We start from the raw sequence: 20,001 nt of genomic DNA, 5'->3' as shown, positions 1-20,001 counted from the left end.
ATTCTCAACGTTCTCGGTTTATGCCGAGAACGAAACAAGATTATTAATAAGGAAGTTCGAGTGAGCAAGCAACAAAAAATCCTATTTATCGACCGAGATGGCACGCTGATTGTTGAGCCACCGATTGATTTCCAAGTTGACCGCTTGGATAAGTTAAAACTAGAGCCATTTGTTATCCCAAGCCTGTTGTCGTTGCAGGATGCTGGATACCGTCTAGTGATGGTCACTAACCAAGATGGTTTGGGTACTGACTGCTACCCACAAGCTGATTTTGATGCACCGCACAACATGATGATGGAGATCTTCGAGTCTCAAGGTGTGAAGTTCGATGACGTGTTGATTTGTCCTCACTTTGAAGAAGATAACTGCTCTTGCCGTAAGCCTAAGCTAGGCATGGTGAAAGAGTACCTTCAAGGTGGCAAAGTTGATTTCCAAAACTCTGTCGTGATTGGCGATCGTCAAACCGATCTTCAACTTGCAGAAAACATGGCAATTCGTGGTATTCAATACAACCCAGAAACCATGGGCTGGAAACAGATCCTGAAAGACCTCACGGTGAAAGCTCGTATTGCTGAAGTGATTCGTACCACGAAAGAAACGGACATCAAAGTTGCGGTTAATCTTGATGAGCAAGGCGGTAATGACATCTCAACGGGTCTTGGTTTCTTCGATCACATGTTGGATCAAATTGCGACGCACGGTGGATTCCAAATGGTGTGCAAAGTAGAAGGTGATCTACACATTGATGATCACCACACAGTAGAAGATACCGCGCTGGCCTTGGGTCAGGCGTTGAAAGAAGCGCTGGGTGACAAGCGTGGTATTGGTCGCTTTGGTTTCAGCCTGCCAATGGATGAGTGTTTAGCACAATGTGCACTAGATCTATCTGGTCGTCCTTACCTTAAGTTCGACGCGCAGTTTAGTCGTGAGCAAGTGGGGGACCTTTCAACAGAGATGGTGGTTCACTTCTTCCGCTCTTTGACTGACACATTAGCATGTACGTTGCACCTTTCTTCTGCGGGCAACAATGATCACCACATCATTGAAAGTCTATTTAAAGCGTTTGGCCGTACGTTACGCCAAGCAATCAAAGTAGAAGGCACTGAGCTACCAAGTAGTAAAGGCGTGCTTTAAGGCGAATCTTAGCAAGGAGAAAAACAGTGACAGAACAGAAAGTTGTCATTATCGATACTGGCTGTGCCAACGTCTCTTCGGTGAAGTTTGCTATTGAACGCCTAGGCTATGACGTGACTATTTCAAAAGATCCGCAAGTCGTATTGTCGGCAGATAAGTTATTCCTACCGGGAGTGGGAACCGCCAGCGAAGCGATGAAAAACCTAGAAGAGCGTGACCTTATCAGCTTGGTAAAACAGGTAGAAAAGCCGCTATTAGGTATCTGTTTAGGCATGCAGCTGTTGGGCAAAGTGTCTCAAGAAAAAGGCCAGAAAGCAGACGAGTTAGTTGAGTGTCTTGGACTTTGTGATGGCGAAGTGAAGCTGCTACAAACTGGCGACTTACCGCTGCCGCATATGGGTTGGAATACCGTTTCTGCAAAAGCAGGCAATCCGTTGTTCAAAGGCATTGAAGAGGGTGAGTACTTCTATTTTGTGCACAGCTTTGCGATGCCAGTTGGAGACTACACCATTGCTGAATGTGATTACGGAAATCCATTCACTGCTGCGGTTCAAAGCGGTAACTATTATGGTGTGCAATTCCACCCAGAGCGTTCTTCAAAAGCGGGCGCGAAGCTTATTCAAAACTTCTTAGAATTATAAAAGGGATTTAGTGTGATTATTCCAGCTCTTGATTTAATTGAAGGACAGGTGGTTCGCCTTTATCAAGGTGATTACGGCCAAGTAACCGAGTACAAAGTCGACCCAGCAGAGCAGTTCAACTTGTACCACCAAGCAGGTGCCAACTGGCTGCACTTGGTGGATTTAACTGGCGCGAAAGACACGACAGCACGTCAACTTGATTTGATTGCAAAGCTACTCGCAAGCACGCCAGCGAACATCCAAATCGGTGGTGGAGTGCGTACAGAGCAAGACGTGATTGATCTGTTAGAAGCCGGTGCTCAACGTGTTGTGGTTGGTTCTACAGCAGTAAAACAACCAGAGCTTGTGAAAGGTTGGATGGAAAAGTATGGCGCGGAGAAAATCGTTCTCGCTCTAGATATCAACATCGACCAAGACGGCACGCGTAAAGTGGCGATCTCTGGTTGGCAAGAAGATTCAGGTGTGACTATCGAAGCTTTGATCAACGATTATCTGACGGTAGGTCTACAGCATGTGCTTTGCACGGACATTTCTCGTGATGGTACGCTAGAAGGCTCAAACGTTGAGCTTTACGTCGACTTATGTAAACAGTACCCACAAGTGCAGTTTCAATCTTCAGGCGGCATTGGCTCATTAGCGGATATCGAAGCACTAAAAGGCAGCGGTGTTGCTGGTGTGATTGTTGGTCGCGCATTGTTAGATGGTAAGTTCACAGCAGAGGAGGCGTTTGCATGCTGGCAAAGCGAATAATTCCATGTCTTGATGTTCGTGATGGACAAGTGGTGAAGGGCGTCCAGTTCCGCAACCACGAAATCATTGGTGACATCGTTCCTCTGGCGCAGCGTTATGCTGAAGAAGGCGCTGACGAGCTTGTGTTCTACGATATTACCGCTTCAAGTGATGGGCGTGTCGTTGATAAAAGTTGGGTCGCTCGCGTTGCAGAAGTGATTGATATTCCGTTCTGTGTGGCTGGTGGCATTAAATCAGCAGAGGACGCGGCGCGCATTCTTGAGTTTGGTGCAGATAAGGTATCTATTAACTCTCCTGCCTTGGCGAACCCTCAGTTGATTACTGACCTTGCTGATAAGTTTGGTGTGCAATGTATCGTCGTTGGTATCGATTCATACTATGACAAAGAGACGGGCAAGTATCAGGTTTACCAGTTTACTGGTGATGAAGAACGCACCAAAGCGACCCAATGGGAAACGCGTGATTGGGTGCAAGAAGTACAAAAACGCGGTGCTGGTGAAATCGTACTGAACATGATGAACCAAGACGGCGTGCGTAACGGCTACGATATTGAACAACTTAATATGGTGCGTGAAGTGTGTAACGTGCCATTGATTGCATCGGGTGGTGCAGGTGCCATGGAGCACTTCGCAGAAGCCTACCAAAAAGCAAATGTGGATGGCGCGCTTGCCGCGTCGGTATTCCACAAGCAAGTCATCAATATTGGTGAACTAAAGCAGTATTTGAAACAACAAGGCATTGAGGTACGACTATGAGTGTGAAAGCCGCCGAAGTAAGTTCGCTAGCTGAGCGAATCAACTGGGAAAAGGTGGATGGTCTGGTACCTGCCATCGTACAAGATTTTCAATCAAGCCAAGTGCTGATGATGGGTTACATGAACCAAGATGCGTTGGCAAAAACGGGCGAAACGGGTCAAGTGACGTTTTTCTCTCGTACCAAAGAGCGTCTTTGGACCAAAGGGGAAACCTCAGGCAATGTATTACAATTGGTGAACATGCAGCTCGATTGCGACAATGACACACTGCTAGTTAAAGTGAATCCTATTGGTCCGACTTGCCATACTGGAACAACAACTTGTTGGGATGGAGATCCGCAAGAGGAGTCACAAATGGTGTGGCTTCATCAACTTGAGCAGCTATTGGCTGCCCGCAAGAGTGCCGACCCAGATTCCTCTTATACTGCCAGTCTTTATGCCCGTGGCACCAAGCGTATTTCGCAAAAAGTGGGCGAAGAAGGCGTTGAAGTCGCGCTTGCGGCGACGTCGGGCGATAAGGCGGAGTTAGTGTGTGAATCAGCAGACTTGATTTACCACTTAATGGTATTGCTTCAAGACCAAGGCTTATCGATGAATGACGTAGTGAACAAGTTGAAAGAACGTCATAAGTAAACTTGCTTATAGATAAGTGAAAGCCCCTATGCTCTCGAGTCTAGGGGCTTTTTTTAATTTAGTGTTCTTGATTCGGGGGTAAAAACCGGCAACAGTGCTGGTGGCGATTAGATTCTGAATCACGCTCGTCCCTCGCTGTTCAGAATGACGGTATATTTTCTAATGGTATTTGAAGTCGCGTTATCTATTTCAAACGAAAGTACATATTCACGTTATTCCGACGAGCTTAGGTGAGATCAGGAATCTCATTAAAGCGAGCTCAATAAGCTAAGCGTGGATGCCTTTACCCACAACACTTCTTAAACTTCTTACCGCTTCCGCAGATACACGGATCGTTACGACCTAGCTTTAGGCTATTCACTGGCTGGCTCAAGCGTGGATCCTGTTCTGGTTCTTCTTCTGGCTCTTCTTCAGGAAATGTGCCGTCAATGTAGTACCAAGGCCCATTTTCTTTTACGAAGCGAGAACGTTCTGTCATACAGTAGCGTTTGCCGTCTTCATCAAAATAAGCGCTAAACTCGACAAAGCCTTCATTGTCATTACTGCCAGCTTCTGTTTTTAATACTTCAAGCTTGCACCAATCGCTGTCGATAGATTGGGCAATGCCTTCTCGTTGTTCTTCTGCATTACAGCTTGGGTGGTACGTGTTCACCACGTAATCTACTAGACCTAACACATGCGCACTGTAACGAGACCGCATTAACTGCTCCGGAGTGGTAACGTCAGCATGGTTATTGTGGGCAATTTCACAACACTGTTGGTAGGTGCGGTTAGAGCCGCAAGGACAAGAAGAAGCCATAAAATGAAATCTCGATTAATTAAGCGGTAAAAACAAACAACCTCACAATTGCGAGGCTGGAGGTGAGGCATTATAGCGGTTTAGGGCGTTTGAGACAGCAGTTCTTGAGCCCACTCGGTAGATTGATTAAAAGCGTCTGCTAATTGAGGCTCGGTTAATTTAAGAACGGTGCAATACCGCTCAGCTAATTCCCAGTCTGCTTTTTCGTAGGCGATCGTCATTGAAAGTAAGTGGCCAAGTACGCCTTTTCGACTGGTTAATGCGAGTTTTATATCTTCGTCAACGGGGATATCTTCAATGACATCCGAGAGCGGTTGATCGAGCAAAGATCCGAGTAGAGAAAACATTCCTGTCAAAAAAGCCTGCCCAGGGTCATACCTAGTGTTCATTTGACTAAGTAACAGTTCACACATTCTTGCACGCTGAATCGCTAAAGAGTAAAGAGAGTCAGGTTTATCCTCTTGAACGGATGCAATTGCAACTAAGGAAATAAAGCGTCGTAGTCGCTCTTCACCCAGATAAATAAGTGCCTGTCTGAACGATTTGATCTTAGTCGTTAATGTATATCCTGAATTTACGTAAGTAAGCAACTTGTATGACAGCGTCACATCAATCGAAAACAGACGTTCAACCTCATTGAAGTCGATGGGCTTATCTGCAATCTCTTTACACAGCTGTATGACGGTAAGAAACGCGGGGTTCAACCGTTTTTTCTGGATCATCTCAGGCTTGCTGAAAAAATATCCTTGAAAATAGTTAAAGCCGGCTTCTAAAGCTTGCTCAAATTCTTCATAGGTCTCAACTTTTTCAGCAAGAAAGTCGATTTTAAATGGGCTTAATGCCTGAATAAAAATAGCGGCTTTCTTGATCGGTACGAGTCGAATGTCAAACTTGATCATGGAAACGTATGGAAGAAAACGTTTCCAAGCCTTCGTCGGCACAAAATCATCTAAAGCAATTTTGTATCCGCACTCATGAAGGTGCTTGATGGCTTCTAGCAGCTCTTCTGTCGGTTCACAATCTTCAAGGACTTCAATGACGAGAGACTCTTTGGGAAACAGAGTTGGGACTAGATTCACCAAGCTTTGATGCGGAAAGTTAACAAAGCCAAGTTTGTTCCCTAATGTGTTGTAATGCGTCGACAAAAAATGATCGGATAGCAGTCGACTAGTAGCCAGCTCTGGTTCTACTTCAGGGAAGGTATTTTTAGGACCGTCTCGAAAGAGAAGTTCGTAACCAATGGTTCGTTTTTCTCTATCCAGAATCGGTTGGCGAGCTACGTAAGAATACTTCAATTAGGTACTTCGTTCTGTTTAACTTAGTATTATGATAATAGCGATTTTTTACAAAATATCTACGACTTGAGCGTGAATCTTCTACACGCTCTACATGCTTAACGCAAATTCTGTATGAATGGTCTCGTTTGTAGGTCAAAGCCATCAGAATTTACTTGTAAAACTGAGCCTTGCGTATACCAATCCCCTAAAACTATCCGGGTCTTTTTAACGCCATCGACGTCAAAAAAATGTGTATTCGGGCGATGAGTGTGACCATGAATCATTAAGTTGACGCAATTCTGAGACATCACTTTCTCGACTTCATTTTGATTGACGTCCATGATGTCTAAAGGCTTGCTCATTTTATCATCACGAATATCGGATTGAACTTTTGAGACAATTTTCTTCTTAATAAACCAAGGAATGTGATTAAACAGCCATTGCAACCAAGGTTGATGAACAGTCTTACGGAATTTTTGATAATCAATGTCGTCAGTACACAGGGTGTCACCGTGGAGAATAACTGCTTTAGTACCATAAAGGTCTATGAGGCTAACTTCATCTAATAATGTAATGCCTGTCTCTTTACAGAAGCGTTTTCCCAATAGGAAGTCGCGATTGCCCTGAATGAAATAAACAGGAACGCCAGCCTTTGTTAGTTGCTGGAACTCTGTACGGATTTGATTGGCAAAAGGAGTTTTGTCATCGTCTCCAACCCAAAACTCGAACAGATCGCCTAATACATAAAGTGCATCGGATTTCGTTGCTTCTGTTCGCATGAACGTCACAAAACATTCCGTAATATCCGGACGCGATGGGGTGAGGTGAAGATCGGAAATAAATAATGTTGTCATAGAAATAAGGGGAAGCGATGCCTCCCCATTAACTTATCTCTTAGAAATAATTCTTACGAATTATTCTTCAATTGTTGTACCAGTGATTACTACGTCCTCTAGAGGTACGTCTTGGTGCATGCCGTAAGAACCAGTGCTAACGCCTTTGATCTTATTTACGATGTCCATGCCTTCTACAACTTCACCGAATACACAGTAACCCCAACCATCTAGGCTTTCGCTACGGAAATCTAGGAATGTGTTGTTGTTTACGTTGATAAAGAACTGAGAGCTTGCTGAATGCGGTTCCATAGTACGTGCCATAGCAAGTGTACCCACTTTGTTGCTTAGGCCGTTGTTTGCTTCGTTCTTGATAGGTGCACGTGATGCTTTTTCACGTAGACCAGGTTCCATGCCACCACCTTGGATCATGAAACCGTCAATAACACGGTGGAAAAGAGTGTTGTCGTAAAAGCCATCGCGGCAGTACTGAAGGAAGTTTGCGCTAGTCTCTGGCGCTTTCTCTTCGTTTAGTTGAATCTTGATGTCACCAAAATTAGTGTGAAGGGTGATCATGCTACTTTCCTTTACTGTGTTGTGTTGAGCCCGAGATTCTAGCCTAAGTTCTAGTGCTTTAAAAACTCAGGAAGAGGAAATTCTTCGTTTTGTGCTTGAAGTTTAGCCGATTATCGTTTTATCGGTTAATTGCTATTACCTAACCAGGTCGGAGTTGATATACTCGACTTTCTTTTATTCATTCACAATCATAGATAGAGATCATGTTAAAGATATATAACACACTCACAAGACAGAAAGAGGAATTCAAACCAATTACAGCTGGCAAAGTCGGCATGTATGTCTGTGGAGTTACCATCTACGATCTCTGTCACATCGGTCACGGTCGCACTTTTGTCTCCTTTGACGTGGTATCACGTTACCTTCGTTACCTAGGTTACGATCTAACGTTTGTACGCAACATCACAGACATTGATGATAAGATCATTAAACGTGCGGCTGAAAATGGCGAGTCTTGTGACTCATTGACCGAGCGCTTGATCGGTGAAATGCACGCAGACTTCGACGCATTAAACATGAAGCGTCCTGATATTGAGCCTCGTGCAACCCAGTTTATTCCAGAAATCATCGAACTTGTTCAAAAACTGATTGAACGTGGTTTTGCTTACGTTGCGGATAATGGCGATGTAATGTTTGAGGTTCGCAAGTTTGACGAATACGGCAAACTGTCTAAACAAGATTTGGATCAGTTGCAAGCGGGCGCGCGCGTTGATGTCGAAACAGCCAAACGCAGCCCACTAGACTTTGTACTTTGGAAGATGTCTAAACCAGGTGAACCTACGTGGGAATCACCATGGGGCCCTGGTCGTCCAGGCTGGCACATTGAGTGTTCTGCTATGAACTCTTCAATCCTAGGCGATCACTTTGATATTCACGGTGGCGGTTCTGATCTTCAGTTCCCACACCACGAAAACGAAATCGCGCAATCATGCTGTGCACACGACACTAAGTATGTAAATACTTGGATGCACAGTGGCATGGTGATGGTAGATCGCGAGAAGATGTCTAAGTCCCTAGGCAACTTCTTTACTATCCGTGACGTACTTGGTCACTACGATGCAGAAACGGTTCGTTACTTCCTTATGTCTGGTCACTACCGTAGCCAGTTAAACTACAGCGAAGAGAACCTAAACCAAGCACGCGCTTCGCTTGAGCGTCTATACACTTCTCTACGTGGTTTGGACCTAAATGCTGCTCCTGCTGGTGGTGAAGAGTACGTATCTCGCTTTACAGCAGCGATGAACGATGACTTCAATACGCCAGAAGCGTACTCAGTTCTGTTCGACATGGCGCGCGAAGTTAACCGTCTGAAAACAGAAAACCTAGAGAAAGCGAGCGAGCTAGGTGCGCTAATGCGTGAACTAGCAGATGTGATCGGTATTCTTCACCAAGATCCAGAAGCCTTCCTAAAAGGTGATGCAGGTAACGATGATGAAGTGGCTGAAATCGAAGCTCTTATCAAGCTGCGTAACGACTCTCGCGCTGCGAAAGATTGGGCGAATGCAGATATGGCTCGTGACAAGCTAACCGAAATGGGCATTGTTCTGGAAGATGGTCCAGAAGGCACAACGTGGCGTCGTAAGTAATTGAATTTTCAATTTTAAAGGGCTGATAATTCAGCCCTTTTATTTTCCATTTCCATAAATTAAAACTTTAACTTTAGGTAATGCTCTGTGGCTCAGATGTATTTCTATTACTCAGCAATGAATGCGGGTAAATCAACAACGCTTCTTCAATCCTCTTTCAACTATCAAGAACGCGGCATGACGCCAGTTATTTTTACGGCTGCACTAGATGATCGCTTTGGTGTCGGTAAAGTGAGCTCTCGTATTGGTCTTCAATCTGACGCACATTTGTTTCGTCAGGATACCAATTTATATCAAGAGATCGCAGCTCTGAATGAGGTTGAGAAACGTCACTGTATTCTTGTTGATGAGTGTCAGTTCTTGTCGAAAGAGCAGGTTTACCAACTTACTGAAGTTGTTGATAAACTGCATATTCCAGTATTGTGTTACGGCCTTCGCACCGATTTTCTAGGCGAACTTTTTGAAGGCAGTAAGTACCTGTTATCTTGGGCAGACAAGTTGGTTGAGCTCAAAACGATCTGCCACTGCGGTCGCAAAGCGAATATGGTTATTCGTACCGATGAACATGGCGTGGCGATTAAAGAGGGCGATCAAGTTGCGATCGGCGGTAACGACAAATATGTCTCCGTGTGCCGTCAGCATTACAAAGAAGCACTCGGTAAATAATCCGTATTAATACAGAAAAGCCACCGTAATCGGTGGCTTTTTGTTGTCTGCTAGAAAGGGCTTAGACTAAGTCAAAACCAAATTTCTCTAGCAAAACCTGATAAGATGATTCTACCTGCGGAGGGATGTTCTGCTCGGTTTGAAATCCTTTCTCTGGATAGCTTTTTACGCGAGAGAAATCTTCCATTAGTGCTTCTAGCACCATCATTAATGGCATGTCTTCATTAATATATTCAAAAAACGGATGAGCCGTAGAGCTTACTTGGATCTGGGAGTAGGGTGACTGCCACTGTTTTTCAAATGTCGCTATAGCTCTGCGTTCCATAAATGGTTTTTGTACCAGAATAAATGATGAGCAATGTTTTCCTTCTTCTTTCAATCGTTGCTCAGTAAAGCGAACGTTTTCGCCACTGTTGGTGGATTCAGTTTCGAGCAAAATTGCTTCACTTGGCACACCTGACATCTTGGCAATCTCGGCAAAAGTTTCCGCTTCGCTTTTTTCAAACAGTCCATCGGTAAAACGACCTTCTCCCCCTGAAAATACAATCAAAGGCGCTAACTTTTGGTGGTACAGATTTGCTGCATGCTCTGCTACACGCACATCGTTACTGCACATCACAAATAAACAGTCTGCGGGTTTCAGCTCATGTTTGAGTTGCATGTAATCCCAAAGTGTTTCTATGTGTCGATAGAGTTTCATAGCGCGTCCAAAGTTGAGTTGAAATGAAATTGATAGCCAAGTGAGAGTAGTTTGTCTGCGAGAATGCGCTTATCTGTTTGTTCTGTGACTGGTGGAAGAGGTATCTCACTTTCGCTCTTATTTATAGCGGCTTGGTAGAACTCCGCCTTGCTGACGGTATGTGGTGTGGTCACGTTAATAACTTGGTTGCTTAAATTATCTAAAGCAAATTTGACCGCCGATACCGCATCATCTTGATGAAGCATATTAGCAGGCGCTTTACGACTGACTTGTTTTAGTCTCATAGCAAAGCGAGAAGGGTGCCTATCTGGCCCAATTAGCCCGCTACAACGCATAATGACGAAGCTAATATTAGAGTCGATAACATGCTGCTCGGCTTGTAGCATAATACGTGCATTGTCAGAGAAATAAGGGCTGTCGGCTGCTAAAGAGAGTGACGCATCTGCTTCTTCCATATCTGAAGCTAGGTTGGGATACACCGTTGTAGAGCTAATCATAACGAGCTTTTCAACGTTGTTTTGCTTTGCTGCGTTGGCGAGCATTTGCCATTGTTGGGCGTATTCTTGTCCGCGTCCTTTACGAAAACCAGGGGGAAAAGCACCGACAACGTGAGTAATTTGATGTTGCTTAAGCAACTCATCTAGCCGTTTCGCCGCGTTAAGTTGATTAAAATCGAATAATGCGGAGTGAGTTAATGAAGCGGGTAACTCGTTTAACCGAGCTTGGTTACGACGAGTAACGACAACGTGGTGTCCGTCTTTCATCAAAGTTTCTGCTAGCGGAGTTCCGAGCCAGCCTGCACCTACGATCAATGTATTTGCCATTTGGGTCTTCCTACTTACTTATTTATGTCTGCTCGAATAGATTGAGCAGCTCTGCTTTGGCTTGTTGATGGAGGGGATCTGAATGCCATTTCTGATGTTGAATAAGGTCAACATTGACTTGCCAAGCCAGCTTTGTGAAATCATCCCCAACTCTTGTCAGTGTGTTCGGTGAATACGCGACTAAATGCTCCGGAAGAAAGCACCAACCAAACCCTTTATTCGCTAATTCCAACAAAATATAGTAGTTATCAGCGTACCAGATATCCGGGCTGAATGCTTGATTGAGACCACATGGCTCTGCGTTTTTGGAGCGTATGACCAGTTGACGATGTTGTTTGAGTTGATCAATGTGAGTGACGCGTTGTTGTGCCAGAGCGTGTGTTGAAGAGACATAGACATCGAACGCAATGTTACCAAGATTAGTGAAATCGATATGTCTTGGCATTTGCAAGTCACTCAAAATAATCCCAGTAGTGGCGCGCTCCGATTTGACCAATTCAATGATATCCGGACTTGAAGCTGTTAAGCATTCAACTTGCAAGTGTGGAAAGCGTTGCTCTAAATTTTTTAGCACGTCGGGCAAGCGAGTCAGAGGAATCCCTTCATCAATGGCTAAAACTAATTTATTAGTTGGTGTTGAAAAAAGCTGTGATGCTCTGTTGTTCAATCGGTCGAGTTGGCTGATTGCCGCTTGTGCATAAGGTATGAGCGCGAGGCCACTCTCGGTTAATTTCGGATATCGACCAGAGCGATCAAATAGATCAACACCACAGTCGACCTCCATATTTATGATGTGTTGGCTGACTACGGATTGAGCTCGCCCCAGTTTTCTTGCCGCGCCTGAAAACGATCCGGTTTCTGATGTAGCAATGAAAGCTTGCAGTTGTTCGATGGTAAACATATCGCTTTTACCGATGGTATCTAACTTTTTGTTATCTGAATAATAGATAAAATTCTAAGCATTGAGTAGAACTATTTGGACAGAGAAATATGACTCGTAACGAACGAATTTTTCATGCAGTACTTTTTGAGTTAATCGCACTCGCGATCATTGTGCCAGCGGCTTCATTGATCACCGGAAAGGGATCGAGTGATCTCGCGTTGGTTGGGATTGGGTTGAGCATGTATACCGTTGTGTGGAATTACATCTACAACTTGTACTTTGATAAGTGGTTTGGCAGCAATCGAACTGAACGAAGTTTAGCGATGCGTTTTGGGCATACAATTGGATTCGAGGGAGGGTTGATCTTTATCTCTATACCCGTCATTGCTTGGTTCTTAGAAATTACGCTTCTCCAAGCTCTGGTGTTGGAAGCTGGCTTCCTAGTGTTCTTCCTATTTTATGCCACAGGCTTTAATTGGTTGTACGACAAGGTTCAGCCATTTAGCGAAATGAAAAAACGATTAGCACCGCAGGTTTCGGCAGGAACAAAATGCAGGGACCAATAAAAAACGCCACCGAATTCGGTGGCGTTTTTGTTCAAATTACACAGAAAGGACTCTTAAAATCTTATCTGCATGCTCTGCGACTTCAATACCTTCATCTGTTAAATAACCACCATCAGGCTGTGTACAAAGTTGCTTCTCGTATAGACGAGCAACGGCTGCCTGCATTTCTTCTGACGCGTCTGTATGAACTTTAATACCAGTTGCAGCACTACTTAAGTCGAACTGAAGAAGTAGGTTCAATTCGGCGATATGTTCAGCTGAATATTTCATAAATGATTCCTTTACGCTTTTTTTACCAAGCTAGTCTGAAAAGAAGAGTTGAGCAACATTAAACGATAAGAAGTGTTAAGTATGGCGCTATCAGGCTGATATAACGCAGGATCTTTGTTCGAAAGGCAGAATACTTGTTAAGTATCAATGATAGTTACGATTGCTAATGATAGTTGACCTTTATTGGTTGATCTCTCGATAACAACATTTTTAGTAAACATGTTAAATAGCGCTTGAAAAAGTAGGGAAATGGAGCGATTATCCGCGCCTCTTTAATTGTTTCTAAATGTTACACCACAATGAACTTCAATCAGTTTGACTCACTATTACCGCCTCAGGCTGCGGAACGCGCGGCTGAAGTGGGGGTAGGTAAAGCAACTAAAGCACCGATCAAATCTTTTTTATTGGCAATTTCTGCCGGACTTCATATTGGTATTGCGTTCATCTTTTACACCACGGTGACAACAGGCGCAGGCGACCTTCCATGGGGTATTACTAGGCTAATCGGTGGCCTAGCCTTCAGTCTTGGTTTGATTCTTGTTGTCGTTACAGGTGGTGAGCTTTTCACTAGCTCAGTATTAACATTGGTAGCGCGAGCGAGTGGAAAGATCTCGTGGCAAGCGCTAATCAAAAACTGGTTTGTAGTTTATTTCGGCAACATGGTTGGTGCTCTTTTGTTGGTAGCATGCATGTTGGTCACCAAGCAGTATATGTTTGATCACGGCCAAGTTGGCCTCAACGCGATGGCTATCTCTCAACATAAATTGCACCATGGTTTCTTTGCTGCAGTTGCGCTTGGTATCATGTGTAACGTGCTGGTGTGTATTGCTGTTTGGATGACGTTTAGTGGACGTACATTAACTGACAAAATAGTGGTCATGATTCTGCCAGTGGCTATGTTCGTGTCGGCAGGTTTCGAGCACTGTATTGCGAACATGTTCCAAGTACCCATGGCGATTGGAATCAAATATTTTGCACCGGAAGCATTTTGGCAAATGACAGGGGCGGATATTGCAAACTATGCGGACTTAAACATGATGGGTTTCATCGTAAATAACCTTATCCCTGTAACGATAGGGAACATCATTGGTGGCGGTGTATTCGTTGGTATGTGGTATTGGATGATTTATCTACGTGATGAAGACAAGCATTTACGATAAATCTAAAAGAATAAAAGAAAGGCGAGCCAAATGGTTCGCCTTTCTTTTATTCGTGTCGATAAGTTTCACACAAATCGAGTGAGTTAAATCAGCTCTTCATTGATGCCAAAATCGGTTGGGAGCCAATGAGAAGTCACTTCCTTTGGTTCTTGAACGAGCCAGTCCAGAGGTGCATCGGATAGGAGTTCATCGTAATTTTCTTTGATCATTAAGACATCCATGTACGTCTCTCCAAGTTTGTGGTCACTATCTTTACTCTAAAATTAGAATATGTCAGGCAAGTGATCAAAGCATGACGATTAGATTGATCACTTATGCTGCTATGTTTCTGGTTGCGTATGGGTTTAGGGTGTTTATCCACATTTTCTGTGGATAACCTGTCTCAAAGGCCGTGCGTATCTAAACTTGCAAAGAAAATTTCATAAAATTAGAGGCTTATACTCGAGAGAATTCTGTCTGACTTTTCTCCAGAAAGCGTCTTGATGAATGTTTAAAGAATGGATGAGTTATTCAGTTAAAAGTGCGTTTGACTTGATAATACAAGCCCTTCCACTGGCTTTGTTCACACGCTTAAACTATCTATGAGTTTTGGTAGGTTCTGGTTGTTGGATTTTTATTTTGATCCGGCCTTCTTTCGTTTGTACCCAGCTCAGTGTCATCTCCAGCGTAATAGCGACGGAGGTACTCAACATGACGAAAATAGCCAGCATAATCACCAACTGATATTTAATTGCAACCATCGGGCTTGCGCCACCTAGAATTTGACCAGTCATCATGCCTGGCAAGGTAACCAGCCCTGTAGTGGCCATAGAGGCTAAAGTTGGAGCAAGTGACTTTCTAAGGGCCTCTTGAATGAAGGGGAATGATGCATAACGAGGAGAGGCACCAAGTGAGATAGCAGCCTCGTATTCTGATTGTCTCTGTTCAAAAGCCGTAAATAAATTCTGCAGTGCGATGATGTTACTACTTAAGCTGTTACCCAATAGCATGCCCGCAAGTGGGATCATGTACTGGGCGTTGTAAATAGGGGATGGCTGCACTAGGCCTGCGGTAATCGCTATAAGAAGTGGAATTAGACCACAGGTTAAGCCTGTAAGAAGAGGAAGCATAAGTGGCTTTTTAGGCAGGCGAGCTTTTCCTGCAATTGAGCTTGCGCCAATCAGTAACATGATGGCAAGCCAAAGTATATTGACAAGTAAGCTGTTTAATTGAAAAAGATATTCTAAATACACGCCAATCAATATGAGCTGAAGTGTCATACGAATAACACTAATTATTGTGTCTTTCGCAATCCCTAATTTGTAGCGGGCATTAATAAAGAAGGGAACCAACAAAATCAGACCAAACAATGCCAGTTTGGTCCAACTTATATCCACCACGCTATCCATAATCGCTCCTCGAAAATCCGCGAATAATTGTAACTAAGCTCCTCCTTTATATGAACATCAATGTGCATTTTTTGATGTTCTCAACGTAAACCTTTAGCGCTATTCTTGTCATTATTTCGCATCATTTTATTCACAATTGATTATCTTTTGACGGGTTTTTAAGCCAATTTATGACCCGTTAATTACTATCCAAATGTAACTTATGTTTGGTAAATGTTGTTATTTTAACAATTAGTTAAAAGACTTATTTTGTCACATCTGTTCATGTTTTTTAATAAATAACATCAATCAATCACATCTCTGGATGAGCTCAAAAAAGTGTTGAATTACAAGGCCTGAGAGCTCTTATTTGATTGAACCTTACTATTAGTATGGTCTAACATTTTCCATTAGAGATTGTAAAAAACTTAAGCTTGGTTACGCGGGCTTTTCAATAACACTAGATACAAAATAGGCAAATGTATGAGTGATGTTAATAAAATTGAGAGTGGTGAAAAACGCTCCCTGGAGTGGAAGTCGTTCCTCTTCATTGCAGTTGTTCTCTTCCCAATTCTGAGTGTGGCTTTTGTCGGCGGTTACGGGTTCATCGTTTGGATGTTGCAAGTGTTCTTCTTTGGACCTCCAGGCGCGCACGGCATGTAAGCCTGTGAGCTCATAACCACACTTTTGAAAAGATTTTAAGAGAGCAAATAATGAAATCATTAATCATTAAACTGTGGCGTACCATGACGCGCCCAGCTGTACATATCAGCCTAGGTGTGCTGACTATGGGCGGCTTCATTGCTGGTGTTATCTTTTGGGGTGGCTTTAACACCGCTCTAGAAGCAACCAACACAGAAGAATTCTGTATTAGTTGTCACACAATGCGTGACAACGTGTACGTTGAGCTGCAAGAAACGGTTCACTGGAAAAACCATTCAGGCGTTCGTGCTACTTGCCCTGACTGTCACGTTCCTCATAACTGGACAGACAAAATTGCTCGTAAAATGCAGGCATCTAAAGAGGTATTTGCACAGGTATTTGGCAACTACGATGAACCTGGTGTGTTCGAAGAGCGTCGTATCGAACTTGCGAAACACGAATGGGATCGTTTCTCGGCAAACAAATCTTTAGAGTGTAAGAACTGTCACAACTACGAATCGATGGATTTCGAGCAAATGTCTCCAACCGCTCGTATCCAAATGAAGCAAGCAGCAGAGAAAGATCAAAGCTGTGTTGACTGTCATAAAGGTATCGCGCATAACCTGCCAGCAGGTATGGACAGCATCGGCGGTATCGTGGGTGACCTAGAAGGTATGACTTCAAATACAGATTACTCTGTAGGTCAGCAACTAGTGAGTGTTCGTCACCTACCTATTTACTTTGATGCACAAGGCACTAAAGAAGCCGGTCTTCTTAACCCAGCATCGACCGTTAAAGTTCTTGAAGACAAAGGCGAGTTTGTTGAAATCGAAATCGATGGCTGGCGTAAAGCGAAAGGTTTTGGTCGCGTAATTCAAGAAGACTTCGGTAAGAACATTGCGACTGCGTCTCTGATGAAAGAAGCAGCGACAGATAGCAACATTGTGACGACTGGTGAGAAAAAAGTGGATGAGCTAACGGGTCTTCCATGGGAAAAAGTGGCAGCGAAAGTATGGCTTAAGAAAGAGTCTATGCTGAACGACATCAATCCTGTTTGGGAAAAATCTCGTGAAGCGTACAAAACCAACTGTTCAGTATGTCACACGCAACCTGCGGAAGCGCACTTCGACGCGAACACCTGGCCAGGTATGTTCGACGGTATGTTGGCGTTCGTTAACCTAGATACAGACAGTGAATCCCTGATCTTGAAGTATCTACAGAAACACTCTTCAGATTATGCTGAAGGTCACCACTAATAAGCGTCGGATTGGAGTAATTTAAATGGCTATTACACGAAGAAGTTTTCTTAAAGGTGTAGCAACCACAAGTGCAGCGTCAGTTATTGGTCCTAGCTTATTGGCGTCAGCCTCTGCCAATGCTGTTGAGACGACAGGTACTTGGAAAGTAACAGGTTCTCACTGGGGCGCGTTCCGCGCCCACATCTACGCGGGTAAAGTTCAAGAGATCAAACCGCTAGAGCTAGACAAAAACCCAACTGAAATGCTAAACGGCATCAAGGGCATTATTTACAGCCCTTCACGTGTGCGTTACCCAATGGTTCGTCTAGATTGGTTGAAGAAACACAAATACAGCGCGGATACTCGCGGTAACAACCGTTTCATCCGCGTAACTTGGGATGAAGCGCTAGATTTGTTCTACCGCGAACTAGAACGTATTCAAAAAGACTACGGTCCATGGGCGCTACACGCAGGTCAAACGGGTTGGAACCAAACAGGTTCATTCAACAACTGTACCGCGCACATGCAACGTGCAGTGGGTATGCACGGCAACTTCATCACGAAAGTAGGTGACTACTCGACGGGTGCAGGTCAAACCATCATGCCTTACGTACTTGGTTCAACCGAAGTTTACGCACAAGGTACGTCTTGGTCTGAAATCCTAGAGAACTCTGACAACATCGTTCTTTGGGCTAACGACCCAGTGAAAAACCTTCAAGTAGGTTGGAACTGTGAAACGCATGAGTCGTTCAAGTACCTAGCACAACTAAAAGAAAAAGTAGCGAAAGGTGAGATAAACGTTCTATCTGTAGATCCAGTGAAGAACAAGACTCAGCGCTACTTAGAGAACGATCACTTGTACATTAACCCGCTGACAGACGTAGCGTTCATGCTTGCTGTGGCGCACGTGCTGTACAACGAAGATTTGTACGATAAGAAGTTCATTGATACTTACTGTCTAGGCTTTGAAGAGTTTATTCAATACGTTCAAGGTAAGACAAAAGATAAAGTAGAGAAAACACCAGAGTGGGCTGCGGCTATCTGTGGCGTGAAAGCGGACAAGATTCGCGAATTCGCGCGTATGCTAGTCAGTGGCCGTACACAGATCCTGATGGGTTGGTGTATCCAGCGTCAAGAGCATGGTGAGCAGCCATACTGGGCAGCGGCTGTGGTTGCTGCAATGGTTGGTCAAATCGGTCTACCTGGCGGTGGCATCTCTTATGGTCACCACTACTCAAGTATCGGTGTGCCTTCTACTGGTTTCGCGGGTCCTGGTGGTTTCCCTCGTAACCTTGACCAAGGTATGAAGCCGAAGTGGGACAACAACGACTTTAACGGTTACAGCCGTACTATCCCAGTTGCACGTTGGATCGACTGTCTGCTAGAACCAGGCAAAGAGATCAACTACAACGGCGGTAAAGTGAAACTGCCAGACTTCAAGATGATGGTGATCTCGGGTTGTAACCCATGGCACCACCACCAAGATCGTAACCGCATGAAGAAAGCGTTCCGCAAACTTCAAACGGTTGTAACGATCGAGTTTGCTTGGACTGCAACATGTCGTTTCTCGGATATCGTTCTACCTGCGTGTACGCAATGGGAACGTAACGACATCGACGTATACGGTTCATACTCGAACAAAGGTCTGATTGCAATGCATCGTCTCGTCGATCCATTGTTCCAATCTAAGCCTGACTTCCAAATCATGAGTGAACTAACTCAGCGTTTTGGTCGCCGCGAAGAATACACTCGTGGTATGAGCGAGATGGAATGGATCGAAAGCCTATACAACGATTGTAAGAAAGCGAACGAAGGTAAGTTTGAAATGCCAGAATTCAACGAGTTCTGGGAGAAGAGCGTACTAGACTTCGGTGAAGGTAAACCTTGGGTTCGTCATGCGGACTTCCGTAAAGACCCTGAGCTTAACCCACTAGGTACGCCGTCTGGTTTCATTGAGATCACGTCTCGTAAGATCGGCCGTTACGGCTACGAACACTGTCAAGAACACCCAATGTGGTTCGAAAAATCAGAGCGTTCACACGGTGGCCCTGGTTCAGATAAATACCCATTCTGGTTGCAGTCTTGTCACCCAGACAAGCGTCTGCACTCTCAAATGTGTGAATCTGAAGAGTTCCGTGCAACTTACGCGGTGCAAGGTCGTGAGCCTGTTTACATCAACCCAGCGGATGCGAAAGCGAAAGGCATCAAAGACGGTGACTTAGTGCGCGTATTCAACGGTCGTGGTCAGCTATTAGCTGGTGCTGTTCTTACTGACAGCTACCCACGTGGCGTTATTCGTATCGAAGAAGGTGCATGGTACGGTCCTCTAAACGAGAAAGAGGGCGCAATCTGTACTTACGGTGACCCTAACACGCTAACGCAAGACATTGGCTCTTCTGAACTTGCGCAGGCGACTTCTGCGAACACATGTATCGTAGACTTCGAGAAGTTCACCGGCAAAGTACCGCCAGTGACTTCATTCGGTGGTCCAATCGAAGTTGCTTAATTAATGCAATTCACATCAATCGAAATACCAGCCTTCGGGCTGGTATTTTTTTAACCAAAATTTCAGTGAGCGTTATCTCAATAATAAATTTGTGACGCTAAACGACAGTAGGATTCGTGACGTCGATAACGAATTGGGTGGGACAAGCAGGGGATAATGAACCAAGCTAAACAATAATAATTAAGTGAGTAGACTC

At 44.3% G+C, this 20,001-nt stretch carries 22 protein-coding genes; 12 read left to right on the top strand and 10 right to left on the bottom strand.

The window, feature by feature from the left end; all coding sequences use genetic code 11:
- Positions 1–60: 60 nt before the first annotated feature.
- The 5 genes from hisB to hisIE are packed head-to-tail and all read left to right on the top strand — an operon-like array spanning position 61 to position 3,912.
- Positions 61–1,134, top strand: coding sequence for a bifunctional histidinol-phosphatase/imidazoleglycerol-phosphate dehydratase HisB (gene hisB, locus FKN16_RS05370; protein ID WP_170902182.1), 1,074 nt, complete (start codon positions 61–63; stop codon positions 1,132–1,134).
- Positions 1,135–1,160: 26 nt separating this feature from the next.
- A complete protein-coding gene (hisH, locus tag FKN16_RS05365; RefSeq protein WP_006743042.1) occupies positions 1,161–1,775 on the top strand; it encodes an imidazole glycerol phosphate synthase subunit HisH in 615 nt (204 codons plus the stop codon).
- Positions 1,776–1,787: 12 nt separating this feature from the next.
- Entirely contained in the window at positions 1,788–2,525 is a 738-nt protein-coding gene (gene hisA, locus FKN16_RS05360) for a 1-(5-phosphoribosyl)-5-[(5-phosphoribosylamino)methylideneamino]imidazole-4-carboxamide isomerase (RefSeq protein WP_005390889.1), read from the top strand.
- Positions 2,507–3,280, top strand: coding sequence for an imidazole glycerol phosphate synthase subunit HisF (gene hisF / locus FKN16_RS05355; protein WP_004749837.1), 774 nt, complete (start codon positions 2,507–2,509; stop codon positions 3,278–3,280). Before hisA ends, hisF begins: the two co-directional genes overlap by 19 nt.
- Entirely contained in the window at positions 3,277–3,912 is a 636-nt protein-coding gene (hisIE, locus tag FKN16_RS05350; protein ID WP_104969276.1) for a bifunctional phosphoribosyl-AMP cyclohydrolase/phosphoribosyl-ATP diphosphatase HisIE, read from the top strand. The genes hisF and hisIE overlap by 4 nt, the downstream gene beginning before the upstream one ends.
- A 283-nt stretch (positions 3,913–4,195) precedes the next feature.
- On the opposite strand, the gene FKN16_RS05345 is transcribed toward hisIE, so the two are convergent.
- From FKN16_RS05345 to FKN16_RS05330, 4 genes are all read right to left on the bottom strand, one after another.
- Positions 4,196–4,711, bottom strand: a complete 516-nt coding sequence (locus FKN16_RS05345) for a YchJ family protein (RefSeq protein WP_170902180.1) — start codon at positions 4,709–4,711, stop codon at positions 4,196–4,198.
- A gap of 80 nt (positions 4,712–4,791) precedes the next feature.
- On the bottom strand, positions 4,792–6,006 hold the full coding sequence (locus FKN16_RS05340) for an EAL domain-containing protein (RefSeq protein WP_170902178.1): 1,215 nt from the start codon (positions 6,004–6,006) through the stop codon (positions 4,792–4,794).
- 98 nt (positions 6,007–6,104) lie between these two features.
- Positions 6,105–6,842, bottom strand: coding sequence for a UDP-2,3-diacylglucosamine diphosphatase (gene lpxH, locus FKN16_RS05335; protein ID WP_170902176.1), 738 nt, complete (start codon positions 6,840–6,842; stop codon positions 6,105–6,107).
- 60 nt (positions 6,843–6,902) lie between these two features.
- On the bottom strand, positions 6,903–7,397 hold the full coding sequence (locus tag FKN16_RS05330) for a peptidylprolyl isomerase (RefSeq protein WP_005390900.1): 495 nt from the start codon (positions 7,395–7,397) through the stop codon (positions 6,903–6,905).
- Positions 7,398–7,600: 203 nt separating this feature from the next.
- Here FKN16_RS05330 and cysS point away from each other — a divergent pair, with 203 nt between their 5' ends.
- Both cysS and FKN16_RS05320 read left to right on the top strand, forming a co-directional pair.
- Complete coding sequence (gene cysS / locus FKN16_RS05325; protein ID WP_005390902.1) at positions 7,601–8,983, top strand: cysteine--tRNA ligase; 1,383 nt, start codon at positions 7,601–7,603, stop codon at positions 8,981–8,983.
- 87 nt (positions 8,984–9,070) lie between these two features.
- Positions 9,071–9,649: a thymidine kinase gene (locus FKN16_RS05320; protein WP_005378154.1), complete on the top strand. Its 579-nt coding sequence runs from the start codon at positions 9,071–9,073 to the stop codon at positions 9,647–9,649.
- Positions 9,650–9,710: 61 nt separating this feature from the next.
- Here FKN16_RS05320 and FKN16_RS05315 read toward each other — a convergent pair whose 3' ends face one another.
- From FKN16_RS05315 to FKN16_RS05305, 3 genes are read right to left on the bottom strand one after another with little or no spacing between them, the layout of a single operon-like run.
- Positions 9,711–10,349, bottom strand: a complete 639-nt coding sequence (locus FKN16_RS05315; RefSeq protein WP_170902174.1) for a YdcF family protein — start codon at positions 10,347–10,349, stop codon at positions 9,711–9,713.
- Entirely contained in the window at positions 10,346–11,173 is an 828-nt protein-coding gene (locus FKN16_RS05310; RefSeq protein ID WP_161445668.1) for an NAD-dependent epimerase/dehydratase family protein, read from the bottom strand. Before FKN16_RS05310 ends, FKN16_RS05315 begins: the two co-directional genes overlap by 4 nt.
- Positions 11,174–11,195: 22 nt before the next feature.
- Positions 11,196–12,074 (bottom strand): LysR family transcriptional regulator, encoded by an 879-nt coding sequence (locus tag FKN16_RS05305; RefSeq protein ID WP_170902173.1) that lies wholly within the window; start codon positions 12,072–12,074, stop codon positions 11,196–11,198.
- A gap of 89 nt (positions 12,075–12,163) precedes the next feature.
- Here FKN16_RS05305 and FKN16_RS05300 point away from each other — a divergent pair, with 89 nt between their 5' ends.
- Positions 12,164–12,622, top strand: a complete 459-nt coding sequence (locus FKN16_RS05300) for a PACE efflux transporter (RefSeq protein ID WP_170902171.1) — start codon at positions 12,164–12,166, stop codon at positions 12,620–12,622.
- A 36-nt stretch (positions 12,623–12,658) separates the two neighbouring features.
- Here the strand turns inward: FKN16_RS05300 and FKN16_RS05295 are convergent, their stop codons facing one another.
- Entirely contained in the window at positions 12,659–12,892 is a 234-nt protein-coding gene (locus FKN16_RS05295) for a TIGR02647 family protein (RefSeq protein WP_005378148.1), read from the bottom strand.
- A 299-nt stretch (positions 12,893–13,191) separates the two neighbouring features.
- On the opposite strand from FKN16_RS05295, the gene focA reads away from it, so the two are divergent.
- Entirely contained in the window at positions 13,192–14,052 is an 861-nt protein-coding gene (gene focA, locus FKN16_RS05290) for a formate transporter FocA (protein ID WP_170902170.1), read from the top strand.
- Positions 14,053–14,135: 83 nt separating this feature from the next.
- Here focA and FKN16_RS24780 read toward each other — a convergent pair whose 3' ends face one another.
- Both FKN16_RS24780 and FKN16_RS05285 read right to left on the bottom strand, forming a co-directional pair.
- Positions 14,136–14,261, bottom strand: coding sequence for a hypothetical protein (locus FKN16_RS24780; protein ID WP_254903806.1), 126 nt, complete (start codon positions 14,259–14,261; stop codon positions 14,136–14,138).
- A 366-nt stretch (positions 14,262–14,627) separates the two neighbouring features.
- Entirely contained in the window at positions 14,628–15,440 is an 813-nt protein-coding gene (locus FKN16_RS05285; protein ID WP_065645351.1) for an ABC transporter permease, read from the bottom strand.
- Between the two features lie 462 nt (positions 15,441–15,902).
- Between FKN16_RS05285 and torE the strand changes: the two genes are divergently transcribed.
- From torE to torA, 3 genes are read left to right on the top strand one after another with little or no spacing between them, the layout of a single operon-like run.
- On the top strand, positions 15,903–16,082 hold the full coding sequence (gene torE / locus FKN16_RS05280; RefSeq protein WP_005378141.1) for a trimethylamine N-oxide reductase system protein TorE: 180 nt from the start codon (positions 15,903–15,905) through the stop codon (positions 16,080–16,082).
- Positions 16,083–16,132: 50 nt separating this feature from the next.
- Entirely contained in the window at positions 16,133–17,317 is a 1,185-nt protein-coding gene (gene torC / locus FKN16_RS05275) for a pentaheme c-type cytochrome TorC (RefSeq protein WP_170902168.1), read from the top strand.
- Positions 17,318–17,342: 25 nt separating this feature from the next.
- Positions 17,343–19,805: a trimethylamine-N-oxide reductase TorA gene (torA, locus tag FKN16_RS05270; RefSeq protein WP_041156583.1), complete on the top strand. Its 2,463-nt coding sequence runs from the start codon at positions 17,343–17,345 to the stop codon at positions 19,803–19,805.
- The last annotated feature ends 196 nt before the right edge of the window (positions 19,806–20,001 follow it).

This window comes from Vibrio sp. 11-4(1), assembly GCF_013048625.1.
Taxonomy (GTDB): Bacteria; Pseudomonadota; Gammaproteobacteria; order Enterobacterales; family Vibrionaceae; genus Vibrio; species Vibrio diabolicus.
The sequence above is the reverse complement of the archived record's forward strand: the minus strand, read 5'-3'. Positions and strand labels throughout refer to the sequence as shown.